This is a genomic window from Planctomycetia bacterium, assembly GCA_015075745.1.
Taxonomy (GTDB): domain Bacteria; phylum Planctomycetota; class Phycisphaerae; order UBA1845; family UTPLA1; genus UTPLA1.
Genome location: JABTTW010000001.1, coordinates 1,405,982 through 1,425,679 on the forward strand (window position 1 = coordinate 1,405,982; position 19,698 = coordinate 1,425,679).

The 19,698-nt window shown below is 62.8% G+C and carries 15 protein-coding genes; 8 read left to right on the top strand and 7 right to left on the bottom strand.

What is annotated here, in order from left to right; all coding sequences use genetic code 11:
* Positions 1–22: 22 nt before the first annotated feature.
* Positions 23–1,117, bottom strand: coding sequence for an MBL fold metallo-hydrolase (locus HS101_05510; GenBank protein MBE7505730.1), 1,095 nt, complete (start codon positions 1,115–1,117; stop codon positions 23–25).
* Between the two features lie 236 nt (positions 1,118–1,353).
* On the opposite strand from HS101_05510, the gene alaS reads away from it, so the two are divergent.
* The 3 genes from alaS (at position 1,354) to HS101_05525 (ending at position 6,103) form a co-directional block, all read left to right on the top strand.
* A complete protein-coding gene (gene alaS, locus HS101_05515) occupies positions 1,354–4,317 on the top strand; it encodes an alanine--tRNA ligase (GenBank protein ID MBE7505731.1) in 2,964 nt (987 codons plus the stop codon).
* Between the two features lie 318 nt (positions 4,318–4,635).
* Positions 4,636–5,082, top strand: a complete 447-nt coding sequence (locus HS101_05520) for a hypothetical protein (protein ID MBE7505732.1) — start codon at positions 4,636–4,638, stop codon at positions 5,080–5,082.
* A 31-nt stretch (positions 5,083–5,113) separates the two neighbouring features.
* On the top strand, positions 5,114–6,103 hold the full coding sequence (locus HS101_05525; protein ID MBE7505733.1) for an NAD-dependent epimerase/dehydratase family protein: 990 nt from the start codon (positions 5,114–5,116) through the stop codon (positions 6,101–6,103).
* Between the two features lie 29 nt (positions 6,104–6,132).
* Here HS101_05525 and HS101_05530 read toward each other — a convergent pair whose 3' ends face one another.
* Positions 6,133–7,374 carry a DUF819 family protein gene (locus tag HS101_05530; GenBank protein MBE7505734.1) on the bottom strand — a complete coding sequence of 414 codons (1,242 nt, stop codon included), beginning with the start codon at positions 7,372–7,374 and terminating at the stop codon, positions 6,133–6,135.
* A 73-nt stretch (positions 7,375–7,447) separates the two neighbouring features.
* Between HS101_05530 and HS101_05535 the strand changes: the two genes are divergently transcribed.
* The 3 genes from HS101_05535 (at position 7,448) to HS101_05545 (ending at position 10,899) form a co-directional block, all read left to right on the top strand.
* On the top strand, positions 7,448–8,461 hold the full coding sequence (locus HS101_05535; GenBank protein ID MBE7505735.1) for an aminomethyl transferase family protein: 1,014 nt from the start codon (positions 7,448–7,450) through the stop codon (positions 8,459–8,461).
* A gap of 39 nt (positions 8,462–8,500) precedes the next feature.
* The gene (nadB, locus tag HS101_05540) at positions 8,501–10,153 is read left to right on the top strand and encodes an L-aspartate oxidase (GenBank protein ID MBE7505736.1); all 1,653 of its coding nucleotides are present in this window, start codon (positions 8,501–8,503) and stop codon (positions 10,151–10,153) included.
* Between the two features lie 116 nt (positions 10,154–10,269).
* Positions 10,270–10,899 (top strand): MotA/TolQ/ExbB proton channel family protein, encoded by a 630-nt coding sequence (locus HS101_05545; GenBank protein ID MBE7505737.1) that lies wholly within the window; start codon positions 10,270–10,272, stop codon positions 10,897–10,899.
* Between the two features lie 4 nt (positions 10,900–10,903).
* On the opposite strand, the gene HS101_05550 is transcribed toward HS101_05545, so the two are convergent.
* The 4 genes from HS101_05550 to HS101_05565 are packed head-to-tail and all read right to left on the bottom strand — an operon-like array spanning position 10,904 to position 16,066.
* Positions 10,904–12,967: a glycosyltransferase family 39 protein gene (locus HS101_05550; protein ID MBE7505738.1), complete on the bottom strand. Its 2,064-nt coding sequence runs from the start codon at positions 12,965–12,967 to the stop codon at positions 10,904–10,906.
* Complete coding sequence (gene rsgA, locus HS101_05555) at positions 12,964–14,139, bottom strand: ribosome small subunit-dependent GTPase A (protein ID MBE7505739.1); 1,176 nt, start codon at positions 14,137–14,139, stop codon at positions 12,964–12,966. The genes HS101_05550 and rsgA overlap by 4 nt, the downstream gene beginning before the upstream one ends.
* Positions 14,136–15,464, bottom strand: coding sequence for a hypothetical protein (locus tag HS101_05560; GenBank protein ID MBE7505740.1), 1,329 nt, complete (start codon positions 15,462–15,464; stop codon positions 14,136–14,138). Before HS101_05560 ends, rsgA begins: the two co-directional genes overlap by 4 nt.
* Positions 15,461–16,066 carry a sigma-70 family RNA polymerase sigma factor gene (locus HS101_05565; GenBank protein MBE7505741.1) on the bottom strand — a complete coding sequence of 202 codons (606 nt, stop codon included), beginning with the start codon at positions 16,064–16,066 and terminating at the stop codon, positions 15,461–15,463. Before HS101_05565 ends, HS101_05560 begins: the two co-directional genes overlap by 4 nt.
* Positions 16,067–16,221: 155 nt before the next feature.
* On the opposite strand from HS101_05565, the gene moaA reads away from it, so the two are divergent.
* Both moaA and HS101_05575 read left to right on the top strand, forming a co-directional pair.
* Positions 16,222–17,259, top strand: a complete 1,038-nt coding sequence (gene moaA / locus HS101_05570; GenBank protein ID MBE7505742.1) for a GTP 3',8-cyclase MoaA — start codon at positions 16,222–16,224, stop codon at positions 17,257–17,259.
* A gap of 131 nt (positions 17,260–17,390) precedes the next feature.
* Complete coding sequence (locus HS101_05575) at positions 17,391–17,747, top strand: hypothetical protein (GenBank protein MBE7505743.1); 357 nt, start codon at positions 17,391–17,393, stop codon at positions 17,745–17,747.
* Positions 17,748–17,772: 25 nt separating this feature from the next.
* Here the strand turns inward: HS101_05575 and HS101_05580 are convergent, their stop codons facing one another.
* Positions 17,773–19,572 carry a hypothetical protein gene (locus HS101_05580; GenBank protein ID MBE7505744.1) on the bottom strand — a complete coding sequence of 600 codons (1,800 nt, stop codon included), beginning with the start codon at positions 19,570–19,572 and terminating at the stop codon, positions 17,773–17,775.
* Positions 19,573–19,698: the final 126 nt, after the last annotated feature.

The window sequence follows — 19,698 nt, forward strand, 5'->3', positions numbered from 1 at the left end:
CGGATGGTTCACCGTCGCCTGCTTACTCTTCCATCTCCACCCACCAGACCTTTGTGATCGTTCGTCCGTCCGTCTCAAAGATGAAGCTGTCGTCGGCCGGGGGCTCGTCGCCTCGGCCCGACTGGTCGCCTTCGTCGGTGCGAAGGATGTGGTCGGGCTTTACTCCGGCCTTTTTGAGGCGCTTGATCGAGCCTTCGTGGGGATGCTCATGCGCTTCGCCGGCGGGAATGACCGCCCACTCGGGATCGACTGCCTCCAGGAACGGCAGGGCGCTGGCACCCTCAGAACCGTGGTGAGCCACCTGTAGCACGGTGGACTTGAGAGAGCACTTCTCGGGCAGCAACTTCATCATGTCCAGCATGTCGGCCTCTTCGCTTTCGACGAATTCATCGGGGACTGGATTCTGCAGCTTCAGCGGCCGGCCGTTGATGTCGCCGGTGATGAGGAATGAGACGTCGCCGTAGATCAGCCGAAATACGAGCGACGCGTTGTTTCGCTGTTCGGCCTCGCGGTAGCGGCGATTGGTCTTCGGGTCGATCTTCGGCGGCTGAGCATCGACGTTGAGGTATCGCACGCAGATGTCATCTTTCGCCGTCGTCGTGCCGCAGTCGTCGATGATCTCCAGGTCGCCGGGCGATACCCAGTCGGAGATGGGCATGTAAATCTTGCAATCCTCCTCGCTGCGAACCGCGCTGAGCATGGCCTGCCATTTCGAGTTGGACTTCTCAATGGGCGGACTGGTGTAGCCGGTGTTCCAGAATTGCTCCACGTCGTAGGTCTTGAAGATCTTGAACATGCCGTAGTAGTGGTCGGAATCGGGATGAGTTACAATGGCGATGTTGATCGGCTTGGATGTCGGCACGAAATGCCGCACGTATCGAACCATGTCGTCGAGACCGCTGATACCGCCGTCGATGAATATTCGCACGCCGTCGTCGGGCGTCTGCACCAGCATCGCCAACCCCCCACTCACGTCGATGAAGTGGACACGGAGATGGTCGCGATTGAGCTGGACCTCGGAGATGGGCGTCTTGTGCGTCGGCGGCTCGGCGGCCTGCGCGAGTCCGGACACAAACAGCGCAAAGCAGGCGCCCCATGAAGTGATACTGCGGAACATGGTTCCCTCCTGACCGTGAAAACGGCCCACGACATGAATCGGCCGGAGGATCGCACGAGACCGCCGCGATTGCGGCGAAGCCCTCTCGTCATGGGGTGCGGCCCGATGCCCGACGGCCTTCAGGTTCGATCATAGGCAGCCCGCAAAACCGGGGCAAATCGGGCTGAAAAAACTCGCCAGCCGGGCCCTGCCGGGGCGTGCTTTCCACTGAATCTAGCGTGACTTACGATATACGCATGACACCCCGATCAGCAGAACAGATTCGACGCGAATTCATCGACTACTTCGTCAAGAAGTGCGGGCATACCTTTGTGCCCTCTTCACCGTGCGTGCCGCATGACGACCCCACGCTCATGTTCACCAACGCCGGGATGAACCAGTTCAAGCCGATCTTCCTCGGCCAGCAGGCCCCGGATGTGGACAAGTGGTCCGGCGTCACCCCGGGCATGGCGACGCGCGCGGCCAATACGCAAAAGTGCATCCGCGCCGGCGGCAAGCACAACGACCTCGACGATGTGGGGCACGATACCTATCACCACACGTTCTTCGAGATGCTCGGTAACTGGTCCTTCGGCGACTACTTTAAGAAGGAAGCCATCGAATGGGCATGGGACCTTTTGACCAAGGTATGGGGCATCGACCCGGAGCGACTGCACGCCACCTACTTTGAGGGCGACCCGGCCGAAGGACTCGCGCCGGACTCGGAGGCCCGCGATCTGTGGCTGAAGATTCTGCCGCCCGAGCGCGTGCATCCCGGCAATAAGAAGGACAACTTCTGGGAGATGGGCGATACCGGTCCGTGCGGGCCTTGCAGCGAGATTCATATCGACCTGACGCCGGACAAGAGCGGGGCGAAGCTGGTCAACGCCGGCGATGCCCAGGTGATGGAGGTATGGAACCTCGTCTTTATCCAGTTCAATCGCGGCAATGACAGTAAGCTGACGCCGCTGCCGGCCAAGCATGTCGACACCGGCATGGGCTTTGAGCGCATCTGCGCCGTCATTCGCGGCTTCGAGACGGGCAAGATCGGGCAGGTCAGTAATTACGACACGGACGTGTTCACGCCGATCTTTGCGGCGATCCAGCGCGTGACGGGTGCGCCGGCGTATACGGGCAAGCTGGAGTCGAATGAAGCGGGCAGCGAGGCCGGCGGTCGCGAATCACCGGAACACGCGGCCGTCATGAAGGACGTCGCCTATCGCGTCGTGGCGGATCATTTGCGAACGCTGACGTTTGCGATTACCGATGGGGCGATGCCGTCAAACGAGGGGCGGGGATATGTCCTGCGACGCATCCTGCGGCGGGCCGTGCGCTACGGGCGGCAGTACCTCGGCACGACGCAGCCGTTCATGTGCGAACTGGTGCCCGCCGTGGCCGATGCCATGGGCGAGGCATTCCCGGAGCTGAATCGGGCGCACGGTGGGAAGAATGTCACGCATGTGGCGAGCGTGATCCGCGATGAGGAGGCGTCGTTTATCAAGACGCTGGACCGCGGGATTGCGCTCTTTGAAGAGGCCGCCGAGTACGCCGTCAATCACCACCACGGCCGCATCAGCGGGGAAGACGCCTTCAAGCTGCACGATACGTTCGGTTTCCCGATCGATTTGACGGAGCTGATGGCGGAAGAACGCGGGCTGAGTGTGAACATTGGGGAGTACGAACGCCTTATGGAGGCGGCAAGGAATCGAGCTCGCGCCTCTTCAAAAGACTCAGGTGCCAACCTGGATGCGATGACGACTGACATGGTCTCACGCTTTGGGCCTACCGATGATTCTGCGAAGTATTCGGCGGAAATTGACTGCGTGGAAATCAAGGCGATTTTCGATCTGACAGATCGAGATCATCCCAAACCAATTGGGCCTAATGAATCGCTACATGCGGGAATGTTCGGAGCGATGATTCTTGGTCGGACCTGTTTCTATGGTGAGCAGGGTGGCCAGGTCGGAGACAGCGGGTCGATCTTCACTTCGCAGGACGAGACCGAAGCGACTGACATATTCGATGTAGAGTCAACCGTGCGCCTGGGCGATGTTGTGGTGCATGTCGGACGCGTCTATCGAGGCGGCTTTGCTCCAGGAGAAGAGGTTTGGCTGAAAATCAATCCTCGCCGCACCGCGATCATGCAAAACCACACCGTCACGCACGTCATGAACTGGGCGCTGCGCGACGTATTGGGCGATCATGTGCAGCAGAAGGGCTCGCTGGTTGATCCCGACAAGACGCGGTTCGACTTTTCGCATACGGCGCAGGTGAGCGAGGAGCAGCTTGCCCAGATTGAGGAGCTGGTCAATTCGCAGATCGAGGAGGACCTCGGCGTCTTTACCGCCGAAGTCGATCAGAAAAGGGCCCGCGAGATTAATACGCTTCGCGCCGTCTTCGGCGAAAAGTATCCCGACGTCGTGCGCGTCGTCTCCATCGGCGTGCCGGTCGAGCAGCTTCTGGCCGATCCGAAGAACGACGAGTGGATGCGCTACAGCGTCGAGTTCTGCGGCGGGACGCACGTGCAGCGCACCGGCGAGATCGGCCGCTTTCGCATTGTGGAAGAGTCCGCCGTCGCCAAGGGTATTCGGCGCGTCATCGGCGTGACCGGCGAGCGGGCGGCCAAGGCCGAGGCCGATGCCAGGGACGTTGCACGACTTCTCAAGGAAGCCTCCGGTGCGCCGGACGATTCACTGCATAACCGCCTCGCCGAGATCACCACGATCATGACGCAAAGCGAGATGCCTGTCGTCGAAAAGGCGCGGCTGCGCAGCGACATGGCCCAACTTCAGGAGCGCGCCAAGAAGGCTCAAAAGGAGGCGGCGAAGGCCGGAGCGGGCGAAGTGTTGACCCAGGCGGAGTCGCTTCTGTCCGACGCCCCGCGCGTGGGCAGCACGGCGATCGTCTGCGGCGCGCTGCCCGGCGCGGCGGTCGATCAGCTTCGTGCCGCGTGCGACTCGCTGCGGGCCAAGGCGGGCTCGGCGGCGGTTCTGCTGGCGACGGAGAGCGAGGGCAAGGTGGTGCTGCTGGCCGCCATGACGACGGACGTGGTCGGTCGCGGCGTGAAGGCGGGCGAGCTGATCCGCGACATCGCCCCGGTCGTCGGCGGCAAGGGCGGGGGCCGGCCGGACATGGCCCAGGGCGGCGGCCCTGACGCGGGGAAGATCGACGAGGCAGTGTCAGCAGCGCGGCAGTGGCTGACGCAGCGGATTGGTTCGTGAGAATCTCAGGAAGAATACTCCGAGAGAGCCACCTGCATGGTATAATGATGGAGTACATTTTGCCCCCTGGCGAAAATGTCGCCGAGGTTTGATTTCGCGTGAAGAAACGAGCGTCAGTTCCAAGAACGAAGCCGACTCGGCGCAAGCGCGTCGTGATGGCTCGCGTCATCAAGCTTGGCGAGGACGACGGCAGCTTTGACGACGAATTCTGGCGGCGCGTCGGCCCTGAAGGACGGCAGGAGGCCATGTGGCAGCTTGTCCTGCGATACTGGCAGATGAAAGGCCGTGATCCCCGTGAGCTCCGACTGGACAGATCTGTTGTCGTTGTTAAACGCCGCAAGGGCAAGGTATCTCATCGTCGGCGCGCACGCGGTCAGCCACCACGGTAATCCGCGATTCACTGCCGACTTCGATGTATGGGTCGATTCTGGCAAGAATAATGCTGAGAAAGTCTTTCGCGCCCTCGTCAAATTCGGTGCGCCGTTGCACACATTCACACTTGATGATTTGGCCAAGCCCGACGTGGTTATTCAAATAGGCGTCGAGCCATTCAGAATTGACATTATTACGAGCGTGGACGGCTTGAATTTTGCGGATTCCTGGACCACGCGGTCAGCCGGAAGCTTCGCAGGCGTGCCTGCCGCGTTTATCTCCAGAACTGATCTGATAAAGAACAAAAGGGCTTCCGGTCGACCACAGGATTTGCTTGATGTTGAGTCTCTTTTGAGAAAAAAACCCAGCCCCGTTCGACGGCGCAAGAAGTAAATCGCCAACGCTATTTTCTTCCACATCATCCATGCGTATCGCCATCACCGGTTCATCGGGCTTTCTGGGGCGGCGACTGGTCGCGCTACTGGCCGATCGGCCGGAGGTGGAGGCAGTTGTCGGCATGGATGTCGTCGCGCCCGCGGATGTGAGCCGACCGGCGAAGTTCCAATTCATTCAGCGCGACATTCGCGAGCCCTTCGCGGATGTCCTCCGGACCCACGGCATCACGAAGGCCGTCCACCTGGCGTTTATCTTTGGCCCGACGCGGCACAAGCGACTCGCGCGAGAGATCAATCTCGGCGGCACGCGAAACTTTCTCGATGCGTGCCACACGGCCGGCGTCGCGCGAGCCGTCGTCGTCGGTAGCGCCATCGCCTATGGGGCGCTTCGCGACAATCCGCCGATGCTCGACGAGGCCGCCCCGCTTCGCGCCGGCTCGGGCTTTATCTACGCCCATCACAAGCGGCTGGCCGACGAGATGTGTCAGCGATTCGACAAGGACCAGCCCGGGACCAAACTCGCGGTCCTTCGCCCGCCGATCGTCCTGGGCCGACACATGGATAATTATTTCTCACGCATGTTCTTCAAGCCGAAGGTCGTCTATCCACGATGGGGCGATCCGGCGATGCAGTTCGTCCACGAGGAGGACGTGGCCGACGCGATCCTTGCCCTGCTGGCGTGCGACGCGCCGGGCCCGTTCAACATGGCCCCGGAAGGGACGATCCGCTTCAGCGAGCTGGCCTGGGAGTGCAAGCGGGCTGCGTTCGGCATGCCGTATCCGATTCTCTGGGCGATCAGCGCTTTTACCTACGCGGCGAGGATCGGCCGATTGAACGAGACACCGCCGGGGGCGCTGGCCTACATTCGCTATCCGTGGCTGGTGACCGGCGATCGACTGCGCCGCGAGACGGGCTTCACACCGGCGCGAACGACGATTGAGACGGTGCGCGACTGGCGAGCGGGCGTGCGCGATCAGGCGATGACGGGGGCACAGATGCCGAAGAAGTACCGCGGCTGAGTGAAAGATGTATAAGAGGCGCGGCAGTGTCACTCGGCGATGAGACGGCATAGGTTGACGCAGACCAGACCGCCGTAGGTGCCCAGGACATATCCCAAGATGGCCAGCAGCACGCCGACCGGGGCCAGCAGCGGGTTGAATGCGCCCGCGACAATCGGCGCCGAGGCGGCGCCGCCGATGTTGGCCTGTGATCCGACGGCAATGAAGAAGAACGGCGCACGAATCAGCTTTCCGACGAGCAAGACGCAGCCAATGTGAATCAGGATCCACGTCAGTCCCAGCCCGAGAAACGCCCCGGACTCGGTCAGTCGGCGAAAGTCCGCGCCGGCCCCGATGCACGCGATGAGCAGGTAGAGCATCAGCGAGCCGATCTTCGACGCCCCCGCGCCTTCCAGCTTTCGCATTCGGGTGAACGACAGCGTCACGCCGGCGGTGGTGGCGATGATGACCTTCCAGGCGAAGGCGTTGAGGTAGTCCCCGAGTCGGGCAAAGAACTCAAGTCCCATGATCCACTTGCCCACCGCATGACCGAGGTAGGCGAAGCCGAATCCGATGGCGACGACGTAGAGCAAGTCTCGCAGAGACGCGGGCCTGGTCACGCTGTTCTGAAAATCCTGAATCTCGCCTTCAAGGATGCGGATGGCAGACGCGTCGGCCTTGAGCCAGCGGTCCACCCGATCCGAACGGCCCGCCCAATAAAGCAGCACGCCGGTCCACATATTCGCGACGGCAACATCGACCACGATGATTGGACTGATGGCCGCGTCGGAAACGCCGAAGGTCTTCTGGAGTGCCACCGCATTGGCCCCGCCGCCAATCCAACTACCGGCCAAATACGACATGCGCCGCCATGCATCGTCGGGCAGCCAATGCTGCCAGATGGCCAGGGCGATGGGGCCGCCGAGCATGATGCCCAGAGTTCCGGCAAGCATGACGATGAGCGCCTTGGGGCCCAGGCGCATGATCGCCGGGACGTCGAGCGACAACGTCAGCAGGACCAGACTGGCGGGCAGGATGAACTGCTTGACCCATTCGTACATGGGAGATTCGTTGGGGATGACGCCGAAGCCGGAAAGAGCCGTCGGCACGAAGTAGCAAAAGACCACCGACGGGACGACCTTGAACAGGCGGCCGCCCACGCGATGAGACTGCGCCCAGAAGATGATCGCCAAGACCGAGAAGAGCACCGCGAGCAGTCCGGCGGGATCGCTGATCAGGGGTCCGTTGGTTTTGACATTGGCGAGAAGCAGCTCAGCCGTCGGAGTCAACATGCGGAGGATGGTATCCTCACTCGGATGGAGCGCATACCGGGACGAAGGCGGCTATAATCCGCCGGAAATCCACATGCCCAACTCACCCGACATCTCGCGACAGTATCAGGCAGCGGTCACCAGCGCCGGGCTCTATCTGCGCAGCGACCGCGGGCTCATCGAAGTCACCGGCGCCGACCGGGCGGCCTGGCTGAGCAATCTGGTGACCAATGTGATCAAGACACTTCAGCCGGGAGAGGGGAACTACGCCTTCGCCACCAACGTGAAAGGGCGGACCGTTTTCGATTTGAACGTGCTCGTCCTGGACGACCGGCTCTGGCTCGATGTGGCCGGCCCGTGGCGAGCGACAGCGCTCAAGCACTTTGAAAAGTACATCATCACCGAGGACGTGAAGCTGGCGGACAGGTCGGCGGAATTCTCCCGCGGGGCGGTCATGGGACCGCGCGCGGGCGATGTCGTCAGCGCCCTGGGCTTTGGTAATCTGGGCCCGATGTCGCAGTTGCAACATCTCGCCGGACGAGTCGGCGGGGAGGACGTCCGGATGGTGCGTCACGATTTCGCCGGACTCGTGACCGCGGAGTTCATCGTTCCCGGCGAGTCGGCCGACCCGGTTGTCGCTTCCATTGCCGGCGCTGTGAGCGGACTAACCTGTGAGCGATTGTCCGATGGGGCCGTCGAGGTGCTGCGCATCGAGGCGGGCATTCCGGCGTCGGTCGTGGATATTGACGAAGAGGTCGTCCCGCCGGAAACGTGCCAGGTCGAGCGCGGCATCAGCTATCACAAGGGCTGCTACCTGGGGCAGGAAGTCATCGAGCGCATGCGCTCGCACGGCATCCTCGCGCGAAAACTCGTCGGCCTGCGGATCGAGGGCCAGACGCCGAGCCCAGCAGGCAGCATCGTCAAACGCGATGACAAAGAAGTCGGCCGCGTGACCAGCGCGTGCTGGAGCGAGGCGCTTGGTGGGCCTCTGGCGCTTGGCTATCTGAAGTCCATTCACGCTCAGCCTGACACCCAGGTGACGATCAACGAACCATCCGGCAGCCAATCGGCAATCGTCGCGGCGCTTCCAGTGAGGCCGAGGGCCTGATAACGCCGGTCGACAAGACCAACGTAGCGGTACCACACCATGAGTGAAACATTCGCCAGGCGGCGCTACCTGCTGAACTTCGACAGTCGCCGGCTCGGTCAGGTCTTTACCGATGTCCTCGTGATCGGCGGCGGCGTCGGCGGACTGCGGGCGGCCATCGCCGCGGGCGAAGAATCTCACGTCCTCCTCGTCACCAAGGACCGTCTCGAAGAGTGCAACACCGCCTACGCCCAGGGCGGCATCGCCGTTGTCAGCGACCCGTCCGATTCCTTCGCGGCGCACGTTCGCGACACGATCGCCGTCGGCTGCGGAATCTGCCACCCATCCCTGGTGGAACACTTGGCGCGCGAGGCGCCGAGCTGCCTGAAGGAACTTGTGGAGTGGGGCGCGAATTTCGACTTTGAAAACGGAACCTTCGCACTGGGCCGGGAAGGCGGACATTCCAAACGGCGCATCGTTCATGCCAGCGGCGACGCCACCGGCAAGGAACTCAGCCGCGCCCTCGCCGGTCGCGCCCGGGTATGTGACAACATCCGCATCTTTGAGTCGTGCTTCGTCGTCGATCTGGTCGTTCAGGAGGGCCGGGCCATCGCCGCACTCACGCACCACGCCAAGTACGGCCACCAGATCATCTGGGCGAAAGAGATCATCCTCGCCTCCGGCGGTGCGGGATGCCTCTACCGCGAAACGACCAACAGCCCCGTGGCGACGGCCGATGGATACGCCATTGCCCTTCGTGCCGGGGCGGTGCTGCGGGACATGGAGTTCATGCAGTTCCACCCCACCGCGCTCTACATCGCCGGCGCAGCCCGAGCTCTGATCAGCGAAGCCGTCCGCGGCGAAGGCGCCAAGTTGGTGGATCGAGAAGGCAATCGATTCATGCCCGAGTACCATAGCGACGCCGAATTGGCGCCGCGCGACATCGTCAGCCAAGCAATGGTACAGCACATGGCCAGGACGCACGCCAGCGCGCTTTATCTCGACGTGCGACATTTTCCCGCAGGGCGCTTCGCCGAGCGCTTTCCGAACATCGCTCAGCTCTGCAATGACTTCGACATCGACCCGGCAACCGGCCTCATTCCCGTTCGCCCCGCCGCGCACTATATGATCGGCGGCGTCTCGGTGGACGCAAACGGTCGTTCGTCAATCGACGCGCTCTGGGCCTGCGGCGAGGCAGCTTCGACCGGCGTCCACGGCGCCAATCGACTCGCCAGTAATTCCTTGCTCGAAGGTCTCGTTTTCGGGCAACGTGTCGGGCGATTGGCCTCTGAGGCTGCGAGAGCCCAGCCTAATGGCGTCACCCCGCGATCACTCGACAGCTCAATTGAACAGAGTCCCAGGACGGAGCTGGACCTCGCAGACGTCCGAAACAGTCTTCGCGCGCTTAGTTGGCGGAACCTCGGCATTGACCGCACCGACGAGCGGCTTCACGAGACGATCGAGATCATTGAATTCTGGGCCCGATATGTGCTCGACAAGGTTCTCTGGGACCGCAACGGCTGGGAGACCCAGAATATGCTCACCGTTGCACGCTGTATGGCCGAGGCGGCGCGGCGCCGGGAGGAGTCTCGCGGCGTGCACTATCGGAGCGATCATCCGGAATCGGACGATCGCCTCTTCCTCGGGCATGTCACCCTGCGCAAATCGCAAAGCGGCATCGTTTCTTCCTTTGAGCCGCTCACCAACGGCTGATCGTTCGCGGTCCGCATTGCAATACTGAAATCGTCGAATGTGATTTCGCCCCACCCCTTTCCCGATACCCAGTGTGCCTTCCCGAAAGGGAACTGGCATTTAGGGGGATCGGAAAGATGCATCCAATAACCGAGGGCGCGAGCGGGTCCGCGCACACGCCCATTCATCGCGATCGCAACCTGCGATCCGTTCTGGCCGGTATCGTCGGGATATTGACGCTCTGGGCGGTCGCCCTTTCTTCTGCATCGAACGGAGATGTCGGTCGCTACGTCAACGCCTACGGAGTCCTGCTCGTCCTGCTCTCGCCCCTGGCTGTGCTGACGCCGATCTACGGATGGGCGGGCGTCGTCGACGCCTTCGCATGGATCGCCCGAAAGCCCGGCTGCGGACGGGGCGCACGCGATGCGGTCACGTTCTTTCAACTCGCGGCGGCCTTCGCACTGGCGTTCGGCTTCATCAATGCAATGATAGGAATGGTCATCGCCCTGGCCCGGTCCGGCGGAATGCCGAAGGAGTTGGGTGGGCAGCTTGCGATGGCCCTGCTGAGTCAGCTATACGGTGTTTTCGTCGCGGTCATGGCGATTTCAATTGCCGCCTACATTTCACGGCGACATCGCTACGCACTCGTCAGGGCCATGGTCGGACGCCGCGCGGCAAGCGTTGCCGGCCTTACCGTCATTGCCGGCTCGATGACGACGCTGGTCGTCTTCGGCATCCTCATGCTCAGCGCCATGCCCGCCTGGTGAGCGATCAACCATGCGGTGCGGCGACACCCGGCACGGCAAAGAGCGACGAATAAACCCCCGCGCTCTCACCGATGTTGAAGTCTTCGACGTGCCGCAGCCCGGCGGTCATCAGCCGCTCAAAGAGACTTCGATCGATACTTTGCCAGAATCCGTAGCGCGAGTTTCGCAGGCGCGACATTTCTCCCCAATCGACGTACACATGCCCATAGCCGCGATCGCGAAGCCACGCGATCAGATCGCCGGACGAAAGATTCGCCGCAGCCTCGGCGAAGGGGTTGCGACTAAATACCACGCAGTAGTCCGCGCCGGCATTGAGATAAAATCGCCGTGCGTCGGCGACGACGAGGACGCGTCCGCCTTCGGCCGTCAGCTTGTTGATGCGCGGGACATGCGCGTGCGACGGCCACAAACCATCGGTGAACCACTCCGTTCCGTCGCCGGCGCGAAGCGCGGCAACCTGGAACAATCCGGCCGAAGTGCCTTCGCGGACGAACATGGAAAAATTGAGCACAGCCGCCAGAACGACAATGGCGATACCGATCAGGCTCGTCTCCGTCCTGCGAAACAATTCCCATCGGGCCGCGACGATGAGACTCGCGGGCACGATCAGCGTGACGGCGAATCGCCCGACGAGATGGCTGAAGAAGAGCCACGCGACAACGCCGACGACGATCATCACCCACGCGGCTAAGGCCGGGGCAAACGGCAATCCGCGACCCAGCATTGCGCGGAGTAGCTGCCCGACGCCGACGATCATCGCCAACAAGATTAGCGGGCCAAACAACTCCGACGAAAGAATCTCCGTGCCAAACCGGCGAACCCGCGCGTCCAGCGGCCGATCTTCCGGGGCGGGCAAGTGGCCCTCCGTCCAGCGTGCGGCCCCGTCATCGTCCCAGGCAAGTCCGTTATCCGGAAAGACCGACCGGGCCAACGGGAACACGGGGTTGTGAGTGTTGACCGTGTTTCTAATCAACCACGGACCGAAGGCGACGAGTACGCCGAGCGCAAAGAGCGACGCGGCGGCCAGCCTCTTGCCCTTGCACCGGATCAAACGCCAGAGGACGACAAATGCCATCGGCGCCAGGACCACGGCGATGCCGGTGTATTTGCACCCACAGGCGAACCCGCAGAACAAACCCGTCAGCAGCACCCAGCGAGATGACGCCGCCTCACCGTCCATCCACCAGCGCATGACAGCAGCCAGGCCCAGCGCCGCGTAAAGCAGTAGGGCGTTCTCCACGTAGGCCACGCCGCACAAGTACGCGACGAATGGACAGGTCGCGGCAAGAACTGCCGCGATGACGCCCACGCTGCTACTCAACTGCTTTCCGGCGAGCCAGACGGCGGCGACGGCCAATCCCGCGATGATGAGATTAACCATCTGCGCCGTAATGCCCGCCGACACCGCCTCGCCGTGCACGATCATGCTCAACAGGTAGAGCAACTCCACGGCGAAAGGGAAGTTGCTGTAGATGTTGTGCGGCAGAAAACTGATGCGGCCGGCCTCGAAGAACTCCCGCGGCGCGCCGAGGTGATACTCGAGCACGTCATAACCGTTGCCCTCGGCGGGCCAGAGAATGCCCGGCGGCAGACTGGCGGCCAGAATCGCGATGGCGGCGAACGGTGCAACGAGCATCCAGAGCCAGCGGATCGCGCCCGGCGACTCACTCGCATCGGGCTTCGCGCGAGACAACGTGACGATCGGCCAAACGCCGACCGCAGCGAACACCGACAGAATGGCGAGCCAGAACGCTCGATTCATCAACCCGACCGAACCGAGCCCGAGCATCAGCAGCGCCAGGACGCCAAGCCCGATGCCCGTCCCACCGATCAATCGCCAACCGGGCCCCGCTGACTTAGGCAGCAAGACCGGCGACAGCGCCCATCCGATGCCAAGCCCGGCAAGTGCAATCAACATCGCGGGCGGCAAGTGCGCTGCCATCACCACGACCAACGCGGGCGAGCACACGGCGACGATCAGCAGACACGCGGCGAGGGCCAGCGCCAAGATGGTCCGACTCGGCGCGCAAGCCAGCGCCCCACTGCGAATGTCGCTCGGCGCGTTCAATACGTGGGCCTCGCGGCGGCTTCTTCGTACATCTTGCAATAACTGTCGTAGCGCTCCACCGAGATGGCCCCGGACTCGACCGCATCACGGATCGCGCAGTCCGTCTCGTGACTGTGGCTGCAATTGGGATACTTGCATGTCTGAATCAAATCGCGGAACTCGATGAAGTACGCCTCGATCTCCTCCTTGTCGACGGCGGCGGGGTCGAACTGCCTCATCCCCGGCGTATCGACGATGTACCCTCCGAAACTCCATCGCAGCAGCCGGGCCGTCGTGGTCGTGTGCTTGCCGCGGCGAAGGTCCGTGAGCGTACCGACCGCCAGATCGAAGCCGGGCTCGATGGTATTGATGAGCGAACTCTTACCAACACCGCTGGGCCCGACAAACGTGGACGTTGTGCCGACCAGCAATTCTCTAAGCTCATCGATGCCCTTATTCTCCGGCACGCTGGCGAGGACGACACAGTAGCCGATGCCGCGATAGCGCTGCGCCACCTCTTCGGTCTCGCCGGCCTTGTCGAGGTCGATCTTGTTAATGCACAAGATGGGGCGCATTTTCCCCTGATGAATGGCCACGAGATATCGATCGACAAGATGCGGGCGCAGCGGAGGATCGTTCGCTGCGACGACGATGATCGCCTGATCGACATTCGCGGCGATGACCTGCACACGGCGCTCGTATTGCCGCGAAAGCGTTGTCCGCCGGGGCTGCACGTCTTCAATGACGCCCTCGGGCAAATCGGTATCCTCGCTCACCGCCCTGGCGGCCTGCTCGCCGGCGACCACGGCGTGGAACATCACTTCGTCGCCCACCGTGATCGGGGCGCGATCGTCGCTCATCCGCGTGCGCAGCATGCCGCGCACGGTGCAGGCCCAGCGCTGCCGGCCGTCATCGACCTCCACGAAAAGACCGCGCACCGTCGTGACCACGCCGGTTTGATACTGTGCTTCAGCCCCGGACTCATCTCGGATGATGATGGTGCGCTTTCGCGAGAGGTCGCCCTTGGCCCGGACGCTCTCGCCCTGCGCCGCATCTTCGGCGACTTCGTCGCCGCGCTTGGCCTGCCGGGTCCATGACTGCTTGTCGCGGCCGGGTTTGGCGCGATTCTTGCGAAGGTCAATGCGCACCTTTTTGCCGCGCTTGGCGGGTTTTTCATCGCCCTTTTCACTCACGGCTGCGCCTCCGGGGCAAAAGGCTGAGTGCTCGGCTGAGAACTTGCGGGTTGATTGGTAATCGGGCGGATGGTGACGATCAGCCGGACCTTTTGTGCGGAGGACTCGGGACGCGATGTGGGAGCAACAGCAGACGCCGTGTCCTTCAGCAAGCCCCTCTTAGGCTCGACGACGTCAACGACAACGCCTTGCTCAATAACGTCGACCTCTCGTTCGACGGCGCGGGAAATCGCCTGCTCAACCAAATCAATGTTCTTGTACTCCAGGTCGTAGACGCACTCGATGCCGCCCTCGATCTCGTCAATGCGAACGGGAGTCAACTGAGCGGCGATTCGGGCAAGCGCCTCTTTCACTTCGGGAGCGTCGTTGCCGGACGATCTTTCGGCAACGCTGTCCGGCGCTTGTCTGCCGCGCATGTACCGAATGACGTTTTCACGGGCGGGAGAATCGAGCTCGATATAAAGCCGGTGAACCATCAACTCCTCACCACCGACTTCGGTCGGCTCCTTCGGGGCGACGTACCGCCACTTGGCGCGCGAAGGCGCGAGGCGAACAGGCGCGGCAGATTCAGTCCGCCCGGCGAGCGCGGGCGATGCTCCCGTCACCTCCGGCGAAGTCGAAGGACCTGCAACCTGACTGCTCGAATCCTTTTTCATCCCCCCTGCCGCGGCGGGCGGCTGGAGCATTTCATTCTCCCCGGCGTTCCTGGCCGCATCGGCGAGCAAATCCTCCTGCTTGAGCGACTGCATTGCACGGGACTCATCCCTGAAATCAGCCGACCGCGAGGCCTGCTGCAAGGCCATCGGCGCGGCAGGCGTCGCGCCGGTCGGCGGAGGCTTCGTTGCCAGCGCGAGTTGATCCTCCGGCGGCTTTTCTTCGCGCGACTCTGCTTCGAGCGACGATTGTTCGCGCGGAGCGTCAGCTCGCTCGGCGTCCGCAACGGCGATCGTCGGGCTCTCAGAAGGCGGCTTCGGCAATTCCGGCCACATCAGCCAGCTCGCCGTGACGATCAGGGCCAGCGACGCTGCGATGGCCAGACCGCGCTGCCAAAGCGGTACCCGCCGCGCCGCCGACTCGCTCACAACCGACGCACCCAGCAGCGCCTCGCGCTCCAGCCGCGCCGTTACTTCAGCGGACAAGCCCCTCGGGGCCGCCGCGCGGGGCAGTCCGCCGACCAGCCTCGCCGCATGACGCAGCTCTTCAAGTAATCGCCGCGCATCGGCATCGCGAGCCAACCACCCTTCCACCTCGGCGCGCGCAGTCTCGCTCAGCTCACCGTCGATGTAAGCAGACAACTGCTCGTATTGTCGATCATTCGGCGTCATGGTTGCTCTGTCGCGCTGAGCATGGGAAGCAGCTTCTCCCGCAGTGCCATTCGGGCACGATGAAGGCGGGACTTCACCGTACCGGGGGCAATATTCAATATCTCGGCGATCTCGGCGTAATCGAGCGATTCGACGTCACGCAGGACGACAATCGCCCGGGCGTCGGCGTCCAGCTCATCCATCGCCGCCAGGACCAGCCGATGTTCCTCTCGCTGGCCGGCCTGCATCACAACCGGCGCGTCGGCCGATTCGAGTTGGGCCCAGCGGCCGCCCTCGTCGAGCCCGCGCATGCGAACGGTCGATGCTCTGCGCCGCCCGCTGAGCACCAGATTGACGGCGATGCGAAACAGCCACGTGTAAAACCGCGATCGGCCGTCAAACCGGTCCAGCGATTGCAACGCCTTGATCAGCGCCTCCTGCGCGAAATCCTCCGCGTCCGCGGCATTTCCGCACATCCGCAGGCACGTGTTGTACACCCGGTCCTGATATCGGGCGACCAATTCACCCTGCGCCGCACCCTCGCCGGCGCGGCATCGCATAAGCAGGATCGACTCGTCATCCTGCAAATCGGGGCCGGGGCGGGCTGGCGGATAGTCTTTCATTCACTTGGACTCTCAAAATCGCCTGGGAGTTCCCGGTTTTAGCCGCATTACACCTGTTCAGGCCGCATTTTGCTGATCGCTACCGCGGGGGTCAAACGAGGCGGCGGCAGGCGTTATTTTTCCCTGCCGGCCATGTTGTGGTACGATCTACGATTGTGTCAGTCGCACTTCCCATCGCCCAAGTGGATATCCGGCCCGATTCGATCGTCGGCCCGCGAGAAATTCGCGCCGTCAGGACGCTCCGCGTCAGCGTCACCGATCGCTGCAACTTCCGGTGTGTTTATTGCATGCCGGAGGACAAGCTCGACTGGGTGCCCCGCGAGACGCTGCTGAATTTCGAGGAAATCCGCGCGATCGCCGCCGCCGCGGTCCGGCATGGCATCACGGCTTTCAAGATCACCGGCGGTGAGCCGCTCGTCCGCCACGATCTTCCCCGGCTCATCGCCATGCTCCGCGCCCTGTCCGGCGTGACTGAGCTTTCCATGACGACCAACGGCGCGTTGCTGAACGAATACGCCGTCGCGCTGAAGTCCGCCGGCCTCGATCGACTGACAGTGAGTCTCGACACGCTGGACCGCGAGCGGTTTCGCGGGATCACGCGCGGGGCGAACATCGACGACGTCTGGCGCGGCATTCGCGCCGCCGTCGCCGCCGGCTTCAAACATCCGAAGATCAACTGCGTCGCCATGCACGGCATCAACGACGACGAGTACGCAGACTTCGCCCGCTTGACGACCGAGACCGACGTGACCGTTCGATTCATCGAGTATATGCCGCTGGGCCGCACGGCGCTGGGCGGCGAATACGAGGCGCGATTCATTTCCGAGTCGCAGATTCGCTCGCACATCGAATCGGCCTTCGGACCGCTGGAGCCGTCCTCCCCCGACTCGGGCCACGGTCCCGCGAAAGTCTGGAAAGTCCACCAGGCGGCTGGGCGCATCGGATTCATCAGCGCCATGTCCAAGCCGTTCTGTGAGACATGCAATCGACTGCGACTCACCGCCGAGGGGCAACTTCGCAGTTGTCTGTTCGACGGCGGGGAAGTCGAGCTTCGACCGTTGCTGCGCGGGTCCGCGGGTGGCGGAGATTCGCTCGCCTCCGAGCTGCACGACGCCTTCATCCGCTGCGTCGCCTTCAAGCCTGAAGTGCACTCTTACTTCGGCACCCGTCAGATGTCCCAGATCGGCGGCTGAGTAGATCCCCCCGGATCATGCTGATAAGCCGCTTCGGCCCCCACCCCCCTGGCGGAATTACTCTCTTTCTGCCGCGGCGCTCGCCGATGCGCCATTTGACTCGTTCCTGCTCATTGACTCAGGAGATCGGTATGTCTTCCGCTCAATTGCTCAAAGTGTCGTTGATGGCGCTGGTGGCGATCGCGTTAACCGCGGGAAGCTCGACAGGATCGGCGCCGGCCGTACCGACCTCTCGGCCGGTCATCCGGCTGGTCAACCGAACCGATCGCTCGATTCTCGTCTATCTTGACGACAAATTCGTGATACGATGCGAACCCCATCGTACGCAGACCCTGGACTGCGCGACAGAGGGCGAGGTCACAGGCATTGGACGCTCGCTGTGCGACACATGGGGTCCGAAGAAGCTGCAACTGAAAAACGGCCAGACCTCGCGCTGGGTGTTCCGTGAAGACTCTACAGCAGAGACCTCCGCCTCGGCCGCCGAATAGCGCGAAATCCCGCCAGCGATGCGGCTTACTCCATCACCGACTCCGCAAAGTCCACGACATCGACCGCATTGACCAGATTGTCCGCGTTCATGTCGCCGTGGGCCGGGTTGCAGCCGGGATAGTTGAGGGCGTACGCCGCGGGGTCCAGCACGGCCTCGACAAACGCCTGGATATCCAGACCATTCGCCACGCCGTCGCAGTTCATGTCGCCCCCGCAGGTGTAGGGAATCATTCTCAAGTGAGCGATCGGTGTCATGGCGATGCCACCCGCCGCGGCAGGGTCGGTCATCTGCCATTGCAGATACACGTCGCACGAATCGACGGCCGCCTGGTCGATCGGCCACTGCCACGTGCCGATGCCTGCGCCATTGCCGACGCCATCGAGCGTGATCGGCCCGTGCAGCGTCGGACTCACCAGGGCCCCGCCCACCGGCGGACTCGTGGACATCGCAACAAAGGCCTCCGCACCGCCCAGCGCCGAGGACACGCCGATCTTGAAGTCGATGTTGTTCAGATTCGGCGGGCTGACCGCGATCATGCGCGGCGTGATGCCGCCGCTGCCCGTGACGCCGATGCCGGTCTGCGATGGATTCGGCGGGCCTTCCGTATGCAGCCGCGGACGATCAAACGGGAAAGTCTCGGCCGCGACGCGCGGATCGGTCAGGCCGTTTTGCAGAAAGTTGACGACATTGGGCACCGTCGGCGGAGGCAACCCGATGGGCAGGATCGGCGACTTGTTTTCCGGAAACTGTGCCGCGCCATTGGCATAAAACCCGATCACCTGCGGAAGCGTCGTGAACTGACCGTTGTGCATGAATGTGCGTTTCAGACCGACATTGCGCAGGGTCGGCACCTTGAACCTCCCCCGATCGTTGAACACACCGGTTGTATTCTGTCTGCCTCGGTCTTCGGGCACAGGTCGCAGGCCCAGGTTCTGGAAACTGCTGTTGGTGAAGAGCGGCGGCGTGTGACACACCAGGCACGGTGACGCCTGGAGGGTGTTCCATCCCTGAACCTGTTGCGGCGTCATGGCCGCCCCGTTACCCGCGACGAATGCGTCCCACGGCGTCTGATTCGGGACAAGCGTGCGCTCGTAAGTGGCGATGGCGAATGCGATGCGCTCGGCGGTGATGGCGGGATCGCCGAAGGCAGCCGCGAACAAATCGGGATAGCTCGGGTTCCCGGCGAGCACCGCGGCCATGTCAGCCGGCAGATTCGTCGCCACAATCATCGGCGTGACGATCGCCAATTTGGCCAGCACTTCCGGCCAGTTTCGCGCGTCGTGCGCCATTTCAACGCTGCTGAGAATCGGGCCGATCGCCTGGCTTTCCAGCGCCCCGTTGTTGGCGATACTCACCAGGCCCGTCGCGGGATTCACAAACGTCGTCCGCGCACGACCATCCCAGAAAAGGTCCGGCGCGAACATGGCAAGGATGAAAGAATTCGCCGCGCGCGGCGTGATCTGCGGATTCAGCCCGAATACCGCGTCACTTAGGTAACGATTGTCGCTGCCGCTGCGAATGACGCCCGGCGAGCCGAAGATGTCGTCCGGTGTATTGATCGTGGCATCGACGCCGGCGCTTCGAATGTTGCGGCTGTCCGCGCCAGCAACACTGGACCGATGGCACGTGCCGCAGGAAATCGTATTGTCAGAGGATAATTGCTCGTCCCAGAACAGAAGCTTGCCCAGAATGCGCTTCTGCTCCGTGATGGGGTTCTCCGGCGGCACCGGCACAGGGGGAAAAGGCTGAGCCACGACGGAGCGCGCAGCTCCCAATAGCGCGAGGCCGAACACGGCCGCGCAGGCACGGGACGACTTTCTCATCGAACTCCACTCCTCACTCAAAACGGTCGGGCGGCTATGACCCGATCGGCCCCGGTCTCCCACCATCGCCCGGGACATGACACTCGGCTCCCCATGCGTATCCAAACGCCTCCCGAGTTGGACATA